The sequence below is a fragment of the Cohnella abietis genome, assembly GCF_004295585.1.
In the GTDB taxonomy this organism is placed as follows: domain Bacteria; phylum Bacillota; class Bacilli; order Paenibacillales; family Paenibacillaceae; genus Cohnella; species Cohnella abietis.
The window spans coordinates 862,809-884,340 of sequence record NZ_AP019400.1; the positions used below are offsets into that span (position 1 = coordinate 862,809).

Below are 21,532 nucleotides of genomic sequence, written 5' to 3' on the forward strand. Positions count from 1 at the left end.
TGGAAGAAATCAGGTCATAACTAGCGCTTTAGCATGCTGCTTTCCTGATGTTAGGAGGCTGTCACTTAGCTTGGAATCATTAACAGATCGCGCCAGAACAAGCGTCCCGACCATGGTGCTGAGCAGAAAACTACCTGTAGATTTATCGATTCCAGCTATATCGGATATAAAATCAATCATTCGCTCCAGCTCTTGGGTGAAGATTTGACGAATCTCTTCTGACGAACGGGATATTTCACCAGAAAGGGCAGGTAAAATGCAGCCCATCTCCGTCACATCACGGTGATATTGGCTTAAATAGTAATCAATGACCGCATTGATTTTGGGTCCTTGCTTCTGTTGCTCCGCGGCTTCTTGCAATAGTTGGAGCGTATCGCTGATGGCATATCGGCAGGCTTCGGCGACGAGCTGTTCTTTGTTGTCAAAATGTGAGTAGAACCCGCCATGAGTTAGGCCAGCACCTTTCATAATGAAAGGGACACTTATGTCGCGGATACCATTTGTTCGAAAAGCTTGAGCGGCACTTTGGATGATCTTGCCTCTAACTTTTAGCTTATGGCCTTCGGGATAAGGCATCTCAAATCACTCCATTAGGCATAGACTTATTTTAAAATATTATAATCATCATAATAAAGGGTGTCAATTTCCCTTTGCCTTCATCAGCTAGAAGTAAGAATAAACGTAGCTATTGACTGGTTTAAAATATGATGACTATAATATATTATGATCATAATATTTAGAGCTTCATTTTTAGGAGGAATAAGGGCATGAGGGTATAAAAGCACAGCTAAAATCATGATGAATTGAAACGAAAAGCAGGATAGTTAGAAACATTCATGGAGAGGGAGAGATAGAACAATGAAGCTTAAAGTGGGATTGTATATTGGAATAGCGTTAGTGGTTATCGCAGGGGGTTCGCTTCTTGCTGCTAAAGGTAAGGATGCAGTTAGCCAGGCTGAGAGCAGGAAACAAGGTGTGCTTGAGGCGGAGCAAAAAACAATCGTGTATGACAAAAGTGCCGGGACAATCGTCAAGATAAACGCGGCTATAGGTGATTCCGTCAAACAGGGAGAGATTCTATTTAAGGTTAAATTAGCCGAAGGAGGCGAAGCAGATGTGCTTTCGCCGGATGACGGATTAATTAACAAAATCGTTGTAAAGCCGGGGGATCAGCTCACGCAAGGGATGCCAGTTGCAATTGTGCAAAAGAATGTCTATTACACAGACCTCTATGTACAAGAAAGTGAAATTCAAAAGCTTGAGGTTAATAAAAGTGTCAATGTTCAGTTTCCGTATCTGAAGCGTCCTGCACAGGTCGATGGAGTTGTCGCTTCGATTTCGGCCGCCCCCCAGTTTGCTAGCTTGCGTATGACGCGCGAGAAAGGGCAGGCAGATTTAAGCATGTTTCATGTCAGAATATCTATAGACTCAATCGCTGGTCTACTTCCGGGTATGACTGCGGAGGTGGACCTCGATGAAATCGCTAATTGAGGAGTGGAAGTACGTAGCAGGCAGTAAATTTCTCATTTTTATTTTTATCGCCCCGCTTATTGCCGCTTTGTTTTTTGGATTAATGTTTTCGAAAAACCAAATCAGTAAATCACCAGTAGTTGTGATTGATGAGGATCACAGCTCTTATTCGCGGCAGTTGGTATCTAAAATGAATGCTTCCCAATATATGAAGGTCATGAATGTATTCGCCAGCCGCATGGATCCCGAAACATTGCTGGCAAATGAGCAAGCTGTAGCGGTTATCATGATTCCCGACCAGTTGGAGCTGCGCAAGCTACAGGGAGTGTCTTCGAATATCGGGATTTTAATGGATAACACGATGCCCTCAGGACTAACCGGTATTCGTACAGCTATTCAGGAGATTATCACGACGGAAAATATGACTCTTTCGATGACCCGTCTCGCTCAACAAGGGATGGATGCTGAAGCATCGAAAGGGCTTATATCCCCGCTGTCCCTCCAACAGAGAATGCTGTTTAATCCGACGACAAGCTATGTCGGCTTTATGGTTCTTGGATTTGTGAACATTATCGTGTTAATAATTACAACCAGCGCTGCAGGATCCATTGCCCCTCGTCTCCGAAAAGAAGGGAAGCTGTTTGCAAACGGTAAATCCCCTGCACAGCTTTGGGTTCGAATTGTGCCTTACGCTGTTCTGAGTACATTTTCGTTGCTCCTAAGCTATGGATTATTAAAACAAGTGGGAAATATGCGGTTTGAAGCGGCGCCATATCTTTTTATTATCCCATTGTTAGTATATTCATTTGCTTTGTCTGTCATGGGGTTATTGATCGGTTATTCAGCTAAAGACGCGTCAAAAGTGGGTTCGCGGACAAGCCTTGTATTGTACCCGTCATTCCTCGCTACGGGAATTCAGTTGACACCGCTTGCGTTTCCGGCGTTTTTCCAAGTTACCGCATGGGCGTTGCCGATGAACTGGCTTAACCGTTTAATACGTGGAATGGCATTTCGGAATGGGGTGCTAACCGCCTATAGCTTGGAAATGGGGGCATTGCTAATTATTATTGGCGTAGCGTCGTTGTTAATCGGATTGCTGTTTCTACGGGAAGCGCGTAAAGCTAATTCCTCCTTGGGGCAGCAGGCAGATTCGGGAGTTTCGTCAGTTAGCGGTTAAGTAGAGGATTATGATTCAAATCGTGGGGGATTTTTCTAAGTCGTCATACTTTCACCATGTTCGAGGCCCTCCAAATGAGCGAAGATAAGTGCAGGAAGCTTTTACCGGAAGGTAGCAGCGGAATAAATCATTGAGGCGTATGTAAGGGTTACTTCGACTTCTAATCGGCTTGTCGTTGGTTCGAGTCCAACTCTCGCTGTATAGGCGGGATAGCTCAGATGGTAGAGCAGCATGTTCCTTTACGACCTTTTCCTCAATGATTTCTTTATAAGCTTAATGGGAGCGAGGCGTTAGAGAGGGCTACTTCAAAAGTATAGGAACGGTAATTATCGGTTAGCTGGTGTGCCGTGTGCCTTCTCAACACATTTCCTCGCTCTTCTACAATTACATATTACCGGCGAGGCGCCGGGGAGGGTTTCTTCGCACTCAGCGCACTGAAATTTCTTGGGCATTATGGCAGGTTCGAGTCCTGCAGTTTACCTTCCCCGCCTTTTCCTCGCCGGTTCCATTAAGGAGACGATTAAGATGAGCTTTGCTAAAAAACTTTTTTCCGTTATGAGACCGACAACCCTAAATAAAGACGGCTATCCAGCATACACACGTTCAGATGAAGAGCAATATGTGCAGACGCTGGTGACGAATACATTCGGCAATACCTTCTATGCAGATCAGCATGAGCTTCTAGCTGAAGCGGGTGAGCTGCATCAGGCAATGGCGCAGAGCAACCCACAGTTCATGGCCAAAGCAATTGTCTATGCGCGGAATGAAGGGTATATGAGATTGCAGCCCTTGTTCGGATTAGCCGTGTTGTCCGCTTACCGACCTGACTTGTTTGCGAAAATCTTCTTGAAGGTTGTTAAAATTCCATCTGATTTGTCTGATTTTCTGACGATCATGCAAGGACTAGGTCGTGGAGAAGGTGGTCGTGCGGTTAAGCGGCAGGTGAATCGCTTCCTGTCAGGCGTGTCCGAATACTGGGCGATAAAGTATAACGGTCGGGGACGTGGCTACAGCTTGGGCGATGCCATTGCAACAGCTCACCCGAAGCCAGTGGACCTCAAGCAACAAGCGTTATACCGTTACTTGCGTGGCCAAGAAGCTAATCTCTCATTATTGCCTCAAGTGGATGCGTTGGAACAATTAAAGCGTGCGGCTTCGGAAGTAGAGCAATTGCATTGGATTGAGACGGGGAAGCTACCTCACGAAGTAGTCACAGGTGCAGTTAAGACTACAAAAGCAGTATGGGAAGCGTTGCTTCAACAAATGCCGACCTTCGCCTTGCTAAGGCACTTAAATACGCTTGAGCGCGCAGGTGTTTTCGAGGATCGCTACAACCTTGAACTGGCGGCTAGCCGTTTAACCGATCAACGCGCTTTGCAGAAAGCTAAGATTCTCCCGTTCCGATTCGCTAAGGCGTTCCGGCAGGTTAATAATCCAGTCTTACGGGATGCGCTTAGGGATGCAGTGGAATACACTTTCTCCAACCTGCCTGATATGGAGGACAAAACAGCGATATTCCTCGACATTTCGGGTTCGATGAATGGTGAGTACTTGCAGATTGGTTCGGTGTTCGCGCTGGCGTTGTATAAGAAAACACAGGGCAATTCCCTGTTCTGGCTGTTCGACACAGAGGTCGAGGATGCTAGACCTTCTCGGCGCGATAGCATTCTGACGCAGGCAGATATGATTCACACACGTGGAGGTACAGATACGGGAGCGCCTATTCGGAAGATGCTTGAAGAGCGTCGCAAGGTTGATCAAATTGTAATCATCACGGATGAGCAACAGAATAGCGGAAGCCCATTCTATGAAGCTTTACTGAAATATAGGTCTAAGATCAACCCGAGTGTCAAGGCATTCATAATCGACATTGCACCTTATCGGAGTGCGATGGTGCCTCCGCTAGACAGCAACACGTTCTATATCTATGGCTGGAGCGATACTGTGCTGAGCTACATTGCGCAGACGGCGAAAGGTTACGGATCGATGGTGCAAAAGATAGAAGAAATCGACTTGGACGCAGAAAAGTAAAATAGATACGAGAGTAAAGGCGAGCACAACCCGCCAACGGGAATGTTGGACCTCCCTCGTTAGACGCAGGGCCAAGTCTAAATCAATGACAAATGAGCCCAGTATTGTAACAAAAATGCGCTTGAGCATGGAAGTAATGTGTACTGCTTAATGTAACGACCACGTGCTGATTTACTGAGATAGGTGAGGGTGGGGAAGGGGATTTTGCAGCTATTAAGTCGGTTTTTTTCTAGCATAAACGCCGTTCGGCATTAAAAAGAGTGCTGGGACAGCTGTTTATGCTTACATAGGGGTGAATGAGAAGATGAAAGACATACGGGAAGTTATAGCAGAACAATTAAGTCGCATAGAACTGGAAGAGCAAGTCCGCATTCTGTATGCCTGCGAGTCGGGCAGCAGAGCTTGGGGATTTCCGTCTCAGGATAGTGATTATGATGTTCGTTTTATATATATTCGTCAGCCGGACTGGTATTTATCTATCTACGATAAGCGGGATGTAATCGAGCGTCCGATCAGTGACATGCTTGATATCAGTGGTTGGGATTTGCGCAAGGCTCTGAATTTGTATCGCAAGTCGAACCCACCGCTGCTTGAATGGTTGCAATCTACAATCTGTTATTCTGAGCAATACAGTGTCATGGAGCGGCTTCGGGAGATTTCTCCACTAACTTTTTCGCCAAAATCCTGTATGTACCACTATTTGAACATGGCTCGAGGAAACTATCGGATGTACTTGCAAGGAGATCAAGTAAGGATCAAGAAATATTTTTATGTGCTGCGGCCCGTTCTTGCTTGCGAGTGGATTGAGACATATGACGAAATGCCGCCGATGTCATTCGATGTGCTCGTAGATAGGCTCATACCAGAAGGTAGCGAGCTATGGTTGGAAATACAGAAGCTGCTTATACGTAAGAAATCCGGTGAGGAATTGGATTATGAGCCGCGGCTGAGCCCGATCAACGAATATCTTGAAGAGCGGTTGCATTATTATGAGCAAACAGCCGAATCAATGAAATCAGGCAAAGCAACGCTCGACGGTCAACTTGACGAGATGTTCCGCTCCTCCTTAAAGGAAGTATGGAGCTGAGTGATGTGGATGATAAAAGATTGTTCTATTTAGGTGAGTAAAAAGAAGCAGTAGTTAATAAACAAACAAAGGAGCTGCAACATATGTGCAGCTTCTTTGTTTATTCTATTTATTATTTACGGGGCGAAAGATATCAGCTCGGCTGTATGCCGCTGAGAGCGTACTAAATGGCGGAAAACCGAGGTTTGTTGGTCTGTAAGCCGCTATCAGCGTACTAATTAGTGGAAAACCGGGTATAGGAGGTCTGTAAGCCGTTCTCAGCGGACTAATTGGTGGAAAAGCGAGGTTTGTTGGTCTGTAAGCCGCTACGAGCGTACTAAATGGTCGAAAACCGGATGTAGGAGATCTGCAAGCCGCTGGGAGCGCACTAATTGGTGGAAAACCGGGTGTAGGAGATCTGTAAGCCGCTACCAGCGTACTAATTGGTGGAAAAGCGGGTGTAGGAGATCTGCAAGCCGCTACGAGCGGACTAATTAGTGGAAAAGCGAGGTTTGTTGGTTTGCAAGACGCTGAGAAAGTACTAATCAGCAGCAAACCGGCTAATCGTTGGTCTGCACAAATTTCGACTTTATTCACTCTTATATTTACAGCCGTGGATAGATGGTATAATAAATTCGACAAGTTTAATCGGATTGACGCCGGGCTGGTTACATATGAGTAGGATGGTTGGAGGTGCTGTTGTGGACACGAGACAATGGATGTCAATATTGCTTAGTTTGGCGACAGCACTGATGCTGTTCGTGATGTACCTGTCCTACCGGAAACGCCATCTTCAGGTCGCTCGGACGATGATTTTCGTTATGCTAGCTGCATCCTGTTATGCATTCGGCTATGCATTCGAAATTTTGAGCGAAAGCCTAGAAGGTGTGAAGCTGTCTCTCCAATTTGAATATTTGGGTATCCCCTTTGTCTCGGCGTTTTGGCTTCTGTTAGTTATCCAATTCACGGGTACAGCGGCTCGACATCGTAAGCTGCTGGTGTTGCTACTTTTTGTCATACCGATAGCGACCTTTGTCCTTCATCTAACTAATGATTGGCATCATCTTATTTATATAGAGTATGTACGGAATGCGGAGTCAGCCATTCCCGTGTACTATACCGTTAAAGGGCCTTGGTATTCGGTACATGCCTTCTATAATTATACGATTCTCCTGTTTGGTATTTTGCTGTTTATCCCAATGTACCTGCGTTCTTTACCTATTGTAAGGAAACAAATCGCCGTTCTCATTGTGGGTGCGGCTACACCTATGCTATTTAATATTGCTTATATGTTTGGCAAAGTTATCGATTTCACCCCATTTGGGTTCGCTGCCTCGGGCGTCGTATATGCATGGGGTATTTTTCGATTCCATCTGCTTCGTCTCACCCCCCTTGCGTTTGCTAAGGTGTTCGATACCATCCGTGACGGCGTTGTTTTGCTAGATTATGAGGATCAGATTATTAATCACAATAAAGCAGCGGAAGAAGTATTTCCGGAGCTGAGTGGAACGAAGAGCTTTCCTGCGCAAGGAAAGGATGTCCTGTCTGCCTACCCAGAGCTGTTGCAGCGGATTTCCGCCTCCGATAGCCAGGATGAACGATTTACTTTTCAAAGCTATCAGTCCGATCGGCACAAGCACTACATTTGTAGCTTGTCCTTTATCTACGATACGGGAGTGACCCCGATTGGGAAAATGCTGATGTTTAACGATGTTACGGAATTAATGGAAAATGAGGCGAAGCTGCGCGAGAAGTCCCAACGGCTGTCTCAGCTGAACGAATTTAAGGACAAGCTGTTTACGGTTGTGGCCCACGATATTCGCGATCCTATAGCTCTTCTCGTCAGTCTGACTGAGCTGCTGGGTGAGGAGCCAACGGATGCTGATATTGCACATGCCGAAGTATTCCAAGAAATTAGAAGGCAAGTAAGTAGCACCTTTCATCTTGTCGATAATTTGCTTGACTGGTATCGCAGTCAGAATGGGGCAGTTTCTTTTCGTCCGGTGGTATGGAACCTGCAGCAGGTTGTTCGGCAGGCGTTATCACTCGCTGGAGCTAGAGCCAACATGAAGCAGATTCAGATGATTGAGCTTGTTGACGAGTCGTTGACGGTGAACGCCGATAAAGAAATGCTTGACCTCATTCTCCGAAACTTACTATCGAATGCCATTAAGTTTACTGGAATCGGCGGCAGGATTGAAATCGGAGCCACTATGGAAGGCGGACTGGTTCATATTTCAGTAAGAGACAATGGGGCTGGAATAGATGAGGAGACATCCAGGCTACTGCGGCAAGAAGAGCTGTTTTTCAAGAAGCCGGGCTTTGTGAATGAGGGAGGAGAGGAAGTGAGATTTGGGCTTGTCCTAACTCGCGAATTTCTCCGAATTCACGGCGGGAGCCTACAGTTTGAAAGTATACCTGGAGAGGGAACGACTTTTATTATCGCTTTGCCTGGCTCCGCCAGTGGCAGAGAAACGATAAGTAGCGATAGAACGGGGGTGAGGGCTAATGAAAGTTATATTGGTTGATGATGAGCCCGTAATGCATCTTATTATGAAAAAAATGCTAATCAAGCTGCCAGGGGTCCAGGTAGCTGGAGCTTTCGCGGATACGCAGACTGCAGCCACGTTTCTGGACGAGAACAGTGACATCGGGCTGGCTTTTGTGGACATCTCCATGCCGGGAGAAAGTGGAATGACATTTGCAGCCAAGATGGAAGAGGCGGGCTCCAACACCCGCATTGTATTTGTAACCTCGCATAAGGAATTCGCTCTTAAAGCATACGAGCTGTCCGTCGTAGATTATTTGGTTAAACCAGTGTCTCAAGAGCGGCTGGAACGGACAGTTAATCGTGTGCTAGCGGGAAGAGACTCTTTACGAACGCAGTTACCAGAGGATTCGGCTGCCCGGGGGCTAGGTGATATTGTCATCACGACGCTCGGAGACTTCTCCATACAGAATGAGGCAGTGCGTGTCAAATGGATTTCGAGCAAAAGCGCAGAATTGTTCGCCTATTTACTGCTGTATCGGGGCAAGCGAATTGCTCGTTCCCGACTAGTTACAGATATTTTTGGAGCAATGACTATGGAAGGCGCTGAAAAATATTTGAATACGACCGTCTACCAGCTGCGCAAGTCATTGGAGCCACTTGGTTTGCGGAAAGCTATTCAATCTGAAAATGACGGTTACGCATTGGAGTTAAGTAACGCAACTATCGACTACGAGGAGTTCGAACAGAGGGTTGGAAATCTGGAGAGCATAACTGCTGATGATGTGGAAAGCTTGCTGCAGGCTGAGAGGCTGTACACAGGAGATTTATTCGGTAGTAAAGCTTATGTATGGGCGATTTATGAGACGGAGCGCCTTGCTGAGCTATATGTGTCCTTCGTCAAAAGGTTATCCGAGGCGCTAATTTCTTTTCAGAATACAGCTACCGCAGCGAAGCTGCTGCTTAAGCTATATGCCCGCAATCCTCTGGATGAATCTGTCGTAAGACTGCTTATGCAGATACATGGGCAAGACGGGAATAAGAAAGGATTGACCGCTCAATATACTGATTATGTAAAGCTTTTGGGCAGGGAGCTTGGTATTCGCCCATCCAAGGAATTGATTCTGCTGTATGACTCGCTTGTGAACGAGTTTGTCGACAACAAATAATAGATATTATCATGGCACTTCCCCATACCTTCACCTATGAAAAGGAGTATCCTTGTGCGCAGAAAAATAATCATCGTTGCAGCTCTTATCGCTATGTTAGTTACTTCTGTATCTGTTGTATCCGCAAAGGATTCCTCTAGAATCCGCACTACTGTAGCATTCACTTACTCGTTATCCTCTGATAAAAGTGAAGTCATTCCAACCGTGACAGTAACCTCTCAGGATTATTCTACAGGCTCTGCACAGCAGCAATCGTATTCTTTTCCCAATCAGAAAATCAGTATACCGGCTAATGCCAGCTACAATGAAATGGACACCTCTAAGCCAGAAAGCCTGAGAACTTCATGCGGAAGCTACACGGGTACTTATCACTTTCAAATGTCATCAGGTCTGAAAGCCTATCAAGTAGATTGCTACTCCGTATATAACAACAAAACGGGGAATAGAACTCAGCCTAAGCATTCTCGTATTCTAGAATTTGACTTGAAGACAAAGAAGCTCAGAGTACTTCGCAGCGTAGATAGTGATTCGGAATATACAGGATATGTGGGCTTGGAAATGTATCGTAATTTCAAAGGCTATGCTGTGAAGACGGATGAAAAAGCGGTAGCTCACGAAGATTATAGCTCGAAGAAGGTACAGGTGTATTCTCTAGAAACCAATAAGCCTATTGCCGTACTTAATGATTATCCACGAGAAGAAAGTATAAACCCGTTGACGGGTAACTATGACAAGATATTAGATATCCAAGCTGTTGTCATCCAAGAGTATGAGCTTTTGAAGGGTAACGCGGCTAATTATGGCTATTCTATTTCGTACGCGGGGAAAAGCTACCTAGTGAAAAACTATCAGCTATACGCTGATGGACGCAAAACGGAGCTTTTTGGAAATAAAAATATAGCAACCAAACGATGGGAAAAGAAAATCGGAAGCCTCCGTTACGCTTATTATTATGATAGTAAGAAGAAGGCGTGGTTCGTCGGCTATTCCAAAGGGGGAAGCTATTTTCCTCTCAGTGAGTCTTCTGCTATGGCAATTGCTTCATTTTCTCCGAATGATAAGTACTTACTTATCTCGAATTATTTTACCGATCCGAAAACACGAAAGAGAACGGGCAAATATACCACAACTGTTGTTGATACCAGCACGGCCAAGGTCTTACATGTACTTCCCGCCTTTGAGGAATACAATAGGGATCATGGCTTCCAATGGATAAGCGACGACCTGGTTTATGTTCGATTCAACAACCCCAATTATTCTGGTTATTTGCATGTGCCAACTGGCATTCTGACTAAGCATGAAGGAGAAAGATATTACGATAATGCAAGCTTGTATTCAGGCAGCTATTCGAATCTTCTCACACCTGAATCGCCGTATGAAATTCTCATTGATGGCAGGAATGTTAGCTACTCCACTCAGGGGCCTTTCCATCTTTACAAGGGAGAGGAACAGTGGATGATTCCGCTAGATGACTTTGCCAGAGGTATAGGCGCTGCTGTCAAAACCACTAAGAGCGGCTGGCAAGTAAGTCAAAACAATCAAGTGCTGGACATTTCCCGAGAGAAGGCAGTCATTTTCCGAAATCAAGCATTCGTGCCGTTTGCAAGCCTTACTGAAAACCTGGGTATTGTTGCAGCTATTGAAGTTAATTACAAGCTTCTGCTGTTTACTAATCAAATAACAGAGGAACAATTGAAAGTGGCTTTTCCTAAAGCGACTCTTGTTGATTACGACTTTAAGGCTCTTATTGACGGTAAGCTTACTTCCTTAGATGAATCGACGCGAGAAGTCTATCACATGTATAGAGTAGAAGGCGAAACGCTTGTTCTTTTTCAAAATGGTCATTTGGTAAGCGTGATCGGTGCGAGCTATCCTTCAAAAACGGCTCGTGGAGTTGAACTGCACGAGGGTAAGGGGAAAAATGCCATGTTGAAAAAATACGGTACAGTAAAGCCAAAGAAAGACGGGGAAATGCAGCTATATACGTATAAAATGAATGATTACGATATGACCTTTGCTACCGGTAATGATCTAGTCAAGGCTGTTTACTTCACCTTTCATAATCAAGAATAGCATCAATACAGCATATGTAGTCCGATCCACAGCCGCTTGAGGTTGTGGATTTATGGCGTGCCCGGCATAATAATGGATAGATGAAGGAATACCAATGATAATTAAGCCTCATGCGGAGGATTGGAAAATGACCTTGGCAAAACAGATAAATGAGATGATTTTTCATATCTTTCATGTGGAGCATACGAGTTGTACAGATCAAACAGAGTTGAGCTCGCATTTTGTATCAACCTATCAGGTAATATTCGTAAGTAAGGGCAAGGGAAGAATAGAGATTAATGGTGAGGTCCATCTTGCAGAGGCGGGAAAAACATTTTTTCTCCAAAAGGGGAAGAAGGTTCAAATCACTTCTAATGCGCAGGAACCGCTGGAGTTCTATGAGATAGCCTATTCCTATAAGAGTCGTTATCAAACGAATGGGACATGGCAATTATATAAGGAAGAAGGAATAACTTTCCCGATTGAGGGAGAGGTGTATATCGGAAATCATTCGCAGGCGCTCCACTTGTTCGAGCAGCTGTATGTGAGTGCTCAAGAGCAGGAGGATCTGCGGCAATATCGGCAAAAAAGCTTGTTTATGGAATTTATCTACATCGTTCTAAAGGGGATTTCGGAGCAACAGCACGATATTGTCAAGGGTATGGAGCATACCTTTAACTATTTGAAAACTCACTATATGGAAATGATTTCGTTGGATTTTCTGGCTGAGATGGCGGGATTTAGTCCCAGCTATTACTCTCGCTTGTTTAAGAAGATTAAAGGCGTCAGCCCAACAACCTACATTACCAAGCTGAGAATTGAACGTGCCAAGGAATTGCTCGTGTTATCCAATAGCTCCTATCAAGACATTGCACAATCGGTTGGCTATAAGGAGGAGTCCTATTTTAGTCGAATGTTCAAGAAAGAAACGGGCCATTCTCCAGCTCATTATTTGAAATTAAAACGCAAGAAAATTGCTATTATGAGACATACCTTTAACGGTGACCTGCTGGCACTCGGCGTGACTCCTCATGTATCTGTCCGCTTATCGGATTGGGACAACTTTCACCTTAAGGATCAATTGAAGGATTCACGTGTCATCGCGATCTATGATTCGCATAGCTTGGATGATTTGATTCGATTTGAGCCAGATATCATTGTTAGTGACCGGGAGTGGGGGAATAAGAACGAAGACTTATCGTTAATTGCCCCAACGGTTGTTATTTCTTACTGGGAGCTTGATTGGCGGCAGAGATTTCTGCAGATTGCCAATGTGATTGGCAAGCATAAGGAAGCGAGAGGCTGGCTGACCCGGTATGACAGGAAAGCAATGCAGGCTCAGGTAAGCATAAAGGCATATATCGGTGATAAAACGGTGCTGATCCTGAGAATTATCGGGGGTAAGCTAAGGGTTTATGGGATGGATCGCAATATAGGCTGTGTATTGTACGAGGATCTTCAAATCACTCCGCCACAGGAAGTGAGGGCGATCAAGTGGAGGAAGGCAATTCTGACTGAGGACTTGCCCAAGTATGGGGCGGATATGATCTTAATTATGTGTTCACCCAAAAGAAGAGATCAGAAGCTATGGGAGCAGGTACAATTAAGCTCTGAATGGCAAGGCTTAACTGCTGTGCGCAGTTCTCAGTGGCATCTAATTGATATATACCCATGGATCGACTATTCAGCACTAAGTCATGAGTTGATGATTGATCGTATCCTCAGCTTACTTACACCTTCCAATAAAACTTCCAAATAACAAAAAGCTTCAAAAAACGGAACAAAATACTTCATGGTTTATTTAAAAGCTATCCTATATAATCTGTTAAGCGGGGTCATTGAGAATGATTTTCAATATTAACTCGTAAATATGACAACTACAGATAGCTCACAGGAGGAGTCCAAACCATGTTTCGTGTAAAAACGTCAGTAGTATCCATTTTGTTAATTGCAGGTCTATTATTGTTGGCTGGTTGTGGTTCTAATAATAAAGAAAATGTTGGTTCGAACACACCAAGCCCAAGCGGGGAAACACCTGCTGCTACAGAATCGGGAGCTCCGTCACAAAATAAGATCATTAAGCATGTATGGGGTGAAGCAACAATTAAAGAAACACCTGTAAGAATTGTTGCCCTAGATTATGCATTCATCGATATGCTTAGCGTGCTTGATATAAAGCCAGTTGCGACAGTAGGGATTGGGGAGTCGGGATTTCCAGATTACCTTAAGGATCAAGTGAGTGGAGATGGGATTACGAATGTAGGACAAGCTAAGCAGCCGAACCTGGAAGTGCTTAGATCTGTGAAGCCTGATCTTATTCTTGCCAATCCAGATCGTCACGAGATGATTAAGGATCAGCTTTCGGATATTGCACCTACTATTGCCTTTGACGATGATAACTACCAAATGGTGCTTGCGAACTTAAGTCTTCTTGCGGATGCGGTGGGTAAGAAGGAGCAAGGGGATAAGGTCATTCAAACGATCGAAGCGAAGATCAAGGAAGGCAAGGAAAGAATGCAAACAGCTCCGAGTGCTCTGGTTGTTGGCGCATTTGAAGATGATTCGACCGTGTGGCTCAAAAGCTCTTTCGTTGGTTCCATACTTAGCGGTATTGGTGTTAATTACTTATTCGATGGTACAAAGGATAACTCAGCTGCTGAAAGTAAGACGGATATCGCGAAGCTTAGTCTGGAGCGACTAGGTGAGTATAATCCAGACTATATTTTCCTATATGGCGAGCCTGAGAAATGGCTGAAAAATCCAATATATAAAAACCTACAGGCTGTTAAAGATAACAAGGCTATTACAGTAAGTAGAGATCTCTGGTCTAAGGGTCGTGGACCACGTGCGGCAGAGCTCATTATTGATCAGGCTTTGCAAACAATGGCAGGAGATAAATAATAACATACCCCGGAGGTAGAGCGGTGAACCAACTGCAATCGGGCATGCGGGGGCAGACAAAGTCTGCTCCTTATCTGTTCGTAGGATTCATTATACTTGCCATTATTCTCGGAAGTATTGGCACATTTGTCGGTGTGAAGGGTTTACACTGGAGCAATTTCTCGGATTTGTTTAACTATGATGAGTCGAATTTATTGGCTTACAAGGTTTGGGAGGTTAGGCTGCCAAGAGTCACATTGGCTATTATACTCGGGGCTGGACTGGCTGTAGCCGGATGTCTGCTGCAAGGGATAACAAGAAATCCTTTATCTGATTCAGAGATTATTGGCATTAATCAAGGAGCAAGCTTTTTTGTTGTTCTATCCTTAGTTATGTTCGGATTGAAGGATGTAACAGTTACTATTCTTATAGCTGGATTTGTAGGTGCCGCAGTTGGAGGGAGCCTTGTCTTAATTCTGTCTCAGAGTGGCGCGTATTCAGGGACGCGTCTGCTGCTAGCGGGTGTCTCGATTACTTTATTTATGGGCTCTTTAACGACCGGATTACTGATTCTTCAGGAAGATAAATTATCTGAAATTCTCTACTGGATGGCGGGAAAGCTGTCAGGAGCGAACTGGATGGATGTGAAGCTCAGCCTGCTTTGTGTTGTTCCAGGCACGCTGATTATCTTATTGTTCGCGAGAGCGTTTAATATCTTTTCTCTAGGTGAGGAAATGGCAATGGGATTAGGGCAGAATGTGGTTAGGCTCCGCAGGCTCGCATTTGTCATCGTCATTCTAATTGTCGGAGGGGCAGTTGCACTGGCAGGACCAATCGGATTCGTAGGATTAATAGTTCCTCATATGATAAGATCCTTGGTTGGAACTGACTATCGTCTTGTATTTCCTCTATCAGCATTAGCTGGGATCAACCTGCTGCTCGCTGCTGACATAAGTGGACAGTGGCTTTGGTACCCTTCGGATATCCCCGTTGGTATTATTACAGCTCTTCTAGGCACCCCCTTCTTTCTTTATTTGATGCGGCGCAAAATGGGGGACGGCTAAGTGAACATTCATAACATACGACGGTTTAGATTAACGATACTTGTTTGCTGCTTGCTGCTGGTGATTGCTATCGTGCTTAGCTTGCGTCTTGGGGCAGTAAACATTCCCTTTGCTCAGTTGATAGAAGAACTGACTCAGCGTGATGGCATTATCTACGATTATCGGCTGCCTCGCTTAATTATTGCGGTCTGTATTGGTACTAATATGGCGATTGCTGGGGCAGTGCTGCAAGGTGTGACAAGGAACCCGCTTGCTGCGCCCGATGTTATTGGGATCACCGCTGGTGGTGGATTAGCTACAGTTATTCTCATTTTAGCTATTCCTCAGTTTACTCAGAGCATGCTTCCTTTTTTTGCGTTTGGTGGGTCCATATGTGCAGGCTTGCTCGTTTTTATTTTAGCGTACCAAAAAGGAATCAAGCCTAATCGTCTCGCACTTTGCGGCGTTGCTGTAAGCAGCGGCTTACAGGCAGTTATTACGTTATTTATTGTAAAATATTCACCTTCTGCGTCACAAGCACTCGTATGGCTCAAAGGGAGCTTATATGCTCGAACCTGGGATCATGTGGAGCTACTGTGGCCTTGGACTGTAGTAGGTACAATATTGGCGCTATTGAGCTATCGTCAGTTAAATGTACTATTACTGAGTGAAGATACGATACTGGGCTTAGGTTCCAAAATAAATCGAGTAAGGCTGCGGTTAATTATCATCTCGGTCGCATTAGCCGGGAGCGCGGTAGCGGCTGCGGGTAACATCGGTTTTATCGGCCTAGTCATTCCGCATCTCGCCCGTCTGTTAGTGGGCTCTGATTTCCGTCTAACCTTACCCACCTCAGCGTTGCTTGGAGCAGTATTAGTGGTTTTTGCTGATACAGTAGGACGTATTGTGATGCCTCCTATAGAGATCCCTGTTGGCATCATTACCTCGCTAATCGGTGCACCTTATTTTGTTTACTTGCTGCTCAAGGGCCGAATAGTGGGGAAAGCCTGAAGTGAAAGGTGCAGGAACGGCTTAGTTTCCGTTCTGCCTAGCAAGGCATGCTTCTTATTTCAACTGTGGATTTGCGGGTTAAGTACTCTATCCTCTATTCGGCATCAGCGTACGGATAACGCACTGAGGGCTACTAAGAACGGCGCTTTCAGGCACCAGCGAGCGAATAACGCACTGAGGGCTACTAAGAACGGTGTTTTTAGGCATCAGCGAGCGAATAACGCACTGAGGGCTACTAAGAATGGCGCATTTAGGCATCAGCGAGCGGATAACGCACTGAGGGCTACTAAGAACGGCGCTTTCAGGCATCAGTAAGCAAATAACGCACTGAGGGCTACTAAGAACGGCGGTTTTAAGCACCAGCGAGCAAATAACGCACTGAGGGCTACTAAGAATGGCGGTTTTAGGCATCAGAGAGCGAATAACGCACTGAGGGCTACTAAGAACGGCGGGAGCGAGCGAAATCCGAGGGGGAGAAGCTACTTAATGTCCCCATATTGAGTCCCTTCCCCGCTCCAATTGACACAGTTGATACAAATGTAATATAGTCGATGTATTCAAGGATCTGGGAAGGAAAAATTATGTCGAAATATCCGTATGCCAAAATTAAGGAAGATATTAAGAAACGAGTAATGGAAGGCGAGTGGGTCGGAGATAAGCGGTTGCCTTCTAGCCGTGACTTTGCTCAAGCCTACAAGTCGAGCGTTAATACAGTGGAGAAAGCCATTAAGGAGCTGTGCACAGAAGGGCTGCTGAAACGGGATAATCGCAGAGGTACCTTCATTGATCGCGGTCTCGTATCTCAGATCGGGCATAGTCATTCTGGTCTTGTTGCCGCATCCGTCATCGGGATCGACAACCTGCTGTGGGCGACTGCATTGCGTGGAATCGAAGATGTCTTGCACCTTCATGGCTTTCACTTGCTCAGCTATAGTGACGATAGAAGTCTAGATAAGCTGGAAGCATTGGTGAAAGGTGCGGTTGCCAAAGGGGTAGACGGTGTGATTTTAAGCCCTATCTTTGACAAAAACCATGAAGGACGTAATCAAGCTCTGTATCAACTATTAACGAGCAGCGGAATTAAGGTTGTATTTCTGGATCGCCACTTATATAACAGCGACATCCCATTTGTAACTAGTGATAATGTAGCTGGTGCCTATAAACTAACAAAGATGCTCATAGAAAAAGGACATCGGCGTATTTTATTTATCCGAAATTCCGACATAAGTACCCTTAATGAACGTTTGCTAGGGGTTAAACAAGCATTTCTTGATTCTGGAATCGAGTTCGACCCGGATCTGGATTTGCTCATTCCAACACAATTCGAGAACTTTCTAGAAGAGTTTGACGCATACAGCACCCAGGTGGCAGATAAGATTAAGGAAATTCAGTGCACTGCTATTTTCACTGCGAACGACCAAATTGCTGAGGCAGTTATTAATGCACTTGAGCAACTTCAAATAAATATTCCAGAAGACATATCACTTGTGACGTACGACGCGATTAACCTAAATCGTAAGCTTAAGCTTAATGTGACGGGAATTAATCAACCTTTTTACGATATGGGTAGAGCTGCGGCTACTCAGCTAATGAATCTTTTGAACGGTAAGGATCACTTTAATGTGATGGGGCAAATATGCTCAGCGGAAATCAATATCGGAAGTACGATAGCTGAAGTGAAATAAGGCGCGCTATAGGGATCGGAAAAGGTTAATCGGAGGCTAGCACCTTGCTAGTCTCTTTATTACTGTATCATCTGTATTAAAACATAAATAATATTTACGTTTTAATTGACACAGTTAAATCTTTATTCTATTATCAGGATATAAAAGTAACACAGATTATTGTTATCTGTATCACTTCAATGATACAGATGCAGAAATGTAATGAACAAAAAGAGTAAAAGCTGCACTCAATCTGGTTGTAAGCGCTGACACTTCAATCGAATTAGAAAGCGCTTCAATATATATTTTAAGGGGGCATCATCTGTGAAAAAATGGTATAGCAAGCTATCGCTCGTCATGTTGACTGCTGTATTAATGGCAGGAGTACTTGCAGCCTGTGGAAGTAATTCCGAAAAGAACAGCGAAAATTCACCGTCAGCTTCAGGCTCACCGAGCAAAGCGCCATCGGGTAAAAAAGAGAAGCTGGTCTATTACGGATTTTCCGAGTGGGTCACAGATCCGAATTACGCACCTGTATTCGAGGAATTGAAAAATAAGTTCGAAAGCGAAAATCCCGGCTTTGAGGTTGAATTCCAAAGCGATCCATGGGGCACATGGGAAACGAAGTACAAAGTCATGTTCGCGAGCGGCAATGAGCCTGACGTATTTATCGTGAATAACCCTGATTTCCCTACTTTTGCAAATGCCGGATATTTACTTGATCTAGATGCTTCATTGGGTGCAGATTCTTTCACGGACTTTTTCCCCGGCATTCTAGACATGTACAAGTGGAACGGAAAAAATATGGCGCTCCCTTATACGACTGATGCACGGGTGCTCTGGTATAACAAGGAAATTTTCAAGCAAGCAGGTCTTGATCCAGAGAAACCACCAGCGACTTGGAGCGAGCTGAAGGAATATGCACTGCAAATCTCAAAAGCTACGAATGGTAAAGTAGCAGGATTCGGTATGGATCTTGGCTTACAGGCTTTCCCGGCAGAGAGCTTATTCACAGCTAGTAACGGCTCGATTATTCAAGTGGACGGCAGCGGCAATATTACTCCGACAGTTAATACAGCTGAATTTAAGGACTACTTGCAGTTACTTACAGATATGAAGCCAGCCTACGAGGCCGACTACTCAACGTTGGATCACCATAAGGTAGGTACTTTGTTTGCTCAACAAAAAGTAGCTATGGTTATTGCGGGTACATGGGTAACGGATCAGAACGAAGATTTGAAAAATGCGACTTTCTACGGCCAAGCTCTCGTTCCGAAATTTAATGAAAGCGCACCGAACGGTTCTTTTGGCGGCGGCTTCGGAATCGGTGTATCTGCCAAGAGCAAGCATTCTAAAGAAGCTGTTAAGCTAGCTCAGATGCTAACATCCGTTGACTTCAATGCACGTACGATGAGCGATGTGCCAGCTAATAATTCATCGTTAGCTGTATCTAAATTCGCTACTGATCCTGCATACAAGATTTTCATGGATCAAATCAAGTTTGCAAGGCAATCGCAGCCTAAAACGTTGTTCTACAAAGAGATCGACTCTGCGGTGTATGATTCAGTATCGAAAGTCATCATCAACGGACTCTCTATAGAAGATGGTATTAAAGATTTGGAAAACAAAATGAATAAGGTTATTTCTGAAAAGTAAGCAGGCCAGGGCAAAGGGAGGTTAATTGAAGCTTTACTCCCTTTGCCCGATTTTGCTAAATGAACTTCCCGGGAGACATGCAGATGATTCGAAAACGGCTTTTTCGAAAAACCGTTCCTTACTTGTACCTAATGCCATCTCTACTTATCATTGTAAGCTTATTAGCGTATCCATTGGTCTACAATTTGTATGTAAGTCTTCATCGTTGGCGACTAAGTCGACCTGATAAGCCCTTCATTGGTTTGGATAATTTCAAATCAGTGCTGACGGATGATGTATTCATGGGCGTTATGGGGACGACTATCCTCTGGACCGTTATCGGTGTTGCCTTGCAAATGACGATAGGAATGCTCAGTGCACTTTATGTAGATGAGAGACGCAGAAGCAAGGGTGTTCTAAGATCATTACTGCTACTGCCTTGGGTACTTCCAGGAGTTGTTACGGCTCTAATGTGGAGTTGGATGCTGCAGTCCGATATGGGGATTGTGAATGTCATTCTCCAATTTTTCCATCTAACGGATCATGACATTTCATGGCTCGGTTCAGATATGGCATTGTGGACCTTAATTCTTGTGAACACATGGAAGGCATTTCCGTTCTGGTTTCTGATGCTGCTGGCTGGATTGCAGGATATTCCGAATGATCAGATAGAAGCGGCCAAAATAGACGGTGCCAGATGGTTTAATGTGGTGAGATACATTAAGATTCCTCATCTCATGCCGATGATTGGCGCAACTGGGGTCATTACGACAATATGGACGCTCAATTATTTCGACTTGATCTGGGTGACAACCAAGGGTGGACCGGTGGATGCGACATCTACCTTGCCTATTTATACTTACCGACTTGCATTTGAATTTTTTGACTTTGGCAAATCATCCGCGATGGCTCTTATCAGCCTTGTACTAATTGGTGTGATTTGTTCGCCGTATATGCGTGCGATGCTAAAGTCGATAAGGGAGTGAACAGCTTGAGAGGCATAAGATTAGGGAGCCATTTGCTGCTCATGGCATTCATCGCCATCATCATATTATTCCCCTTGTATTGGCTGTTAGTTACATCACTTAAGAATAACGCGGAGATCTTTGCCACTCCACCTACGCTGTTTTCGAAGCAATTCAGCTGGGACCATTATTCCAGTGTTTTTCGCACATCAGCCATTCCAACTTACTTCTATAACTCTATCGTGATTGCAGTTGTGACGATTGCTGTGGTCTTATCTGTAGCAAGCTTAGCGGCTTACAGCATGACTCGGTATAAGTTCAAAGGGAAGCTGACCTATTTTACAATTATACTGTTTGCTCAGGTTATGCCCTTAACAACATTAATTGTTCCCCTCTATATCATGTGGGGCAAATTTCAAATGCTCAATTCCTATACGAGCATCATCCTCTCTTACTGTGCCATTCTGTTGCCTATGGCTATTTGGCTATTAACCGGTTATTTCAAAGGCGTACCGAAGGACATCGATGAAGCTGCTACAATCGACGGTTGTTCGTCTCTAGGCATTCTGTTCCGTATGGTACTGCCGCTAGCGCGATCAGGACTTGTTGCTGTCGGCTTAACCGTCTGTATTACAGTATGGCAGGAAATTATGATTTCAATGACGTTCGTTAGCTCAGATGCGATGAGAACATTGCCTGCTGGAATCAACACATTTATTACGAGATCGGGTATCCAGTGGGGACCGCTGAATGCTTCCGGAATCGTCACTACTCTGCCAGTGCTTCTTATTTTTATTGTATTCCAGAAGGCACTTGTTAAAGGGCTTACAGCTGGAGCAACCAAAGGGTAAGAGCATCTCATCAGGAAACACGGAGGATTC

At 44.7% G+C, this 21,532-nt stretch carries 16 protein-coding genes and 1 tRNA gene; 16 read left to right on the forward strand and 1 reads right to left on the reverse strand.

Going from position 1 to position 21,532, the window contains the following annotated elements; all coding sequences use genetic code 11:
- Positions 1 to 9: 9 nt before the first annotated feature.
- Positions 10 to 576 (reverse strand): TetR/AcrR family transcriptional regulator, encoded by a 567-nt coding sequence (locus KCTCHS21_RS03460; protein ID WP_130605138.1) that lies wholly within the window; start codon positions 574 to 576, stop codon positions 10 to 12.
- A gap of 282 nt (positions 577 to 858) precedes the next feature.
- On the opposite strand from KCTCHS21_RS03460, the gene KCTCHS21_RS03465 reads away from it, so the two are divergent.
- From KCTCHS21_RS03465 to KCTCHS21_RS03535, 16 genes are all read left to right on the forward strand, one after another.
- On the forward strand, positions 859 to 1,491 hold the full coding sequence (locus KCTCHS21_RS03465) for a biotin/lipoyl-containing protein (RefSeq protein ID WP_130605139.1): 633 nt from the start codon (positions 859 to 861) through the stop codon (positions 1,489 to 1,491).
- Complete coding sequence (locus KCTCHS21_RS03470; RefSeq protein ID WP_130605140.1) at positions 1,475 to 2,647, forward strand: ABC transporter permease; 1,173 nt, start codon at positions 1,475 to 1,477, stop codon at positions 2,645 to 2,647. Before KCTCHS21_RS03465 ends, KCTCHS21_RS03470 begins: the two co-directional genes overlap by 17 nt.
- A gap of 114 nt (positions 2,648 to 2,761) precedes the next feature.
- A tRNA-Arg gene (locus tag KCTCHS21_RS30740) sits at positions 2,762 to 2,848 on the forward strand.
- A gap of 324 nt (positions 2,849 to 3,172) precedes the next feature.
- Positions 3,173 to 4,678: a TROVE domain-containing protein gene (locus tag KCTCHS21_RS03475; protein ID WP_130605141.1), complete on the forward strand. Its 1,506-nt coding sequence runs from the start codon at positions 3,173 to 3,175 to the stop codon at positions 4,676 to 4,678.
- A gap of 304 nt (positions 4,679 to 4,982) precedes the next feature.
- Positions 4,983 to 5,765, forward strand: a complete 783-nt coding sequence (locus tag KCTCHS21_RS03480) for a nucleotidyltransferase domain-containing protein (RefSeq protein WP_130605142.1) — start codon at positions 4,983 to 4,985, stop codon at positions 5,763 to 5,765.
- Positions 5,766 to 6,445: 680 nt separating this feature from the next.
- Complete coding sequence (locus KCTCHS21_RS03485; RefSeq protein WP_162309259.1) at positions 6,446 to 8,272, forward strand: sensor histidine kinase; 1,827 nt, start codon at positions 6,446 to 6,448, stop codon at positions 8,270 to 8,272.
- A complete protein-coding gene (locus KCTCHS21_RS03490) occupies positions 8,253 to 9,401 on the forward strand; it encodes a response regulator (RefSeq protein ID WP_130605144.1) in 1,149 nt (382 codons plus the stop codon). The genes KCTCHS21_RS03485 and KCTCHS21_RS03490 overlap by 20 nt, the downstream gene beginning before the upstream one ends.
- Before the next feature lie 54 nt (positions 9,402 to 9,455).
- A complete protein-coding gene (locus tag KCTCHS21_RS03495; RefSeq protein ID WP_130605145.1) occupies positions 9,456 to 11,474 on the forward strand; it encodes a hypothetical protein in 2,019 nt (672 codons plus the stop codon).
- 94 nt (positions 11,475 to 11,568) lie between these two features.
- Positions 11,569 to 13,212, forward strand: coding sequence for a helix-turn-helix domain-containing protein (locus KCTCHS21_RS03500; protein ID WP_130605146.1), 1,644 nt, complete (start codon positions 11,569 to 11,571; stop codon positions 13,210 to 13,212).
- A gap of 149 nt (positions 13,213 to 13,361) precedes the next feature.
- Positions 13,362 to 14,354, forward strand: coding sequence for an ABC transporter substrate-binding protein (locus tag KCTCHS21_RS03505; RefSeq protein ID WP_130605147.1), 993 nt, complete (start codon positions 13,362 to 13,364; stop codon positions 14,352 to 14,354).
- Positions 14,355 to 14,377: 23 nt separating this feature from the next.
- On the forward strand, positions 14,378 to 15,397 hold the full coding sequence (locus KCTCHS21_RS03510; RefSeq protein WP_130605148.1) for a FecCD family ABC transporter permease: 1,020 nt from the start codon (positions 14,378 to 14,380) through the stop codon (positions 15,395 to 15,397).
- Positions 15,398 to 16,387 carry a FecCD family ABC transporter permease gene (locus tag KCTCHS21_RS03515; RefSeq protein ID WP_232058058.1) on the forward strand — a complete coding sequence of 330 codons (990 nt, stop codon included), beginning with the start codon at positions 15,398 to 15,400 and terminating at the stop codon, positions 16,385 to 16,387.
- Positions 16,388 to 16,968: 581 nt separating this feature from the next.
- Positions 16,969 to 18,072 (forward strand): GntR family transcriptional regulator, encoded by a 1,104-nt coding sequence (locus tag KCTCHS21_RS03520; protein ID WP_130605149.1) that lies wholly within the window; start codon positions 16,969 to 16,971, stop codon positions 18,070 to 18,072.
- 303 nt (positions 18,073 to 18,375) lie between these two features.
- A complete protein-coding gene (locus tag KCTCHS21_RS03525) occupies positions 18,376 to 19,707 on the forward strand; it encodes an ABC transporter substrate-binding protein (RefSeq protein ID WP_130605150.1) in 1,332 nt (443 codons plus the stop codon).
- A gap of 83 nt (positions 19,708 to 19,790) precedes the next feature.
- On the forward strand, positions 19,791 to 20,672 hold the full coding sequence (locus tag KCTCHS21_RS03530) for a carbohydrate ABC transporter permease (RefSeq protein WP_157993936.1): 882 nt from the start codon (positions 19,791 to 19,793) through the stop codon (positions 20,670 to 20,672).
- Between the two features lie 5 nt (positions 20,673 to 20,677).
- Entirely contained in the window at positions 20,678 to 21,502 is an 825-nt protein-coding gene (locus tag KCTCHS21_RS03535) for a carbohydrate ABC transporter permease (protein ID WP_130605152.1), read from the forward strand.
- The last annotated feature ends 30 nt before the right edge of the window (positions 21,503 to 21,532 follow it).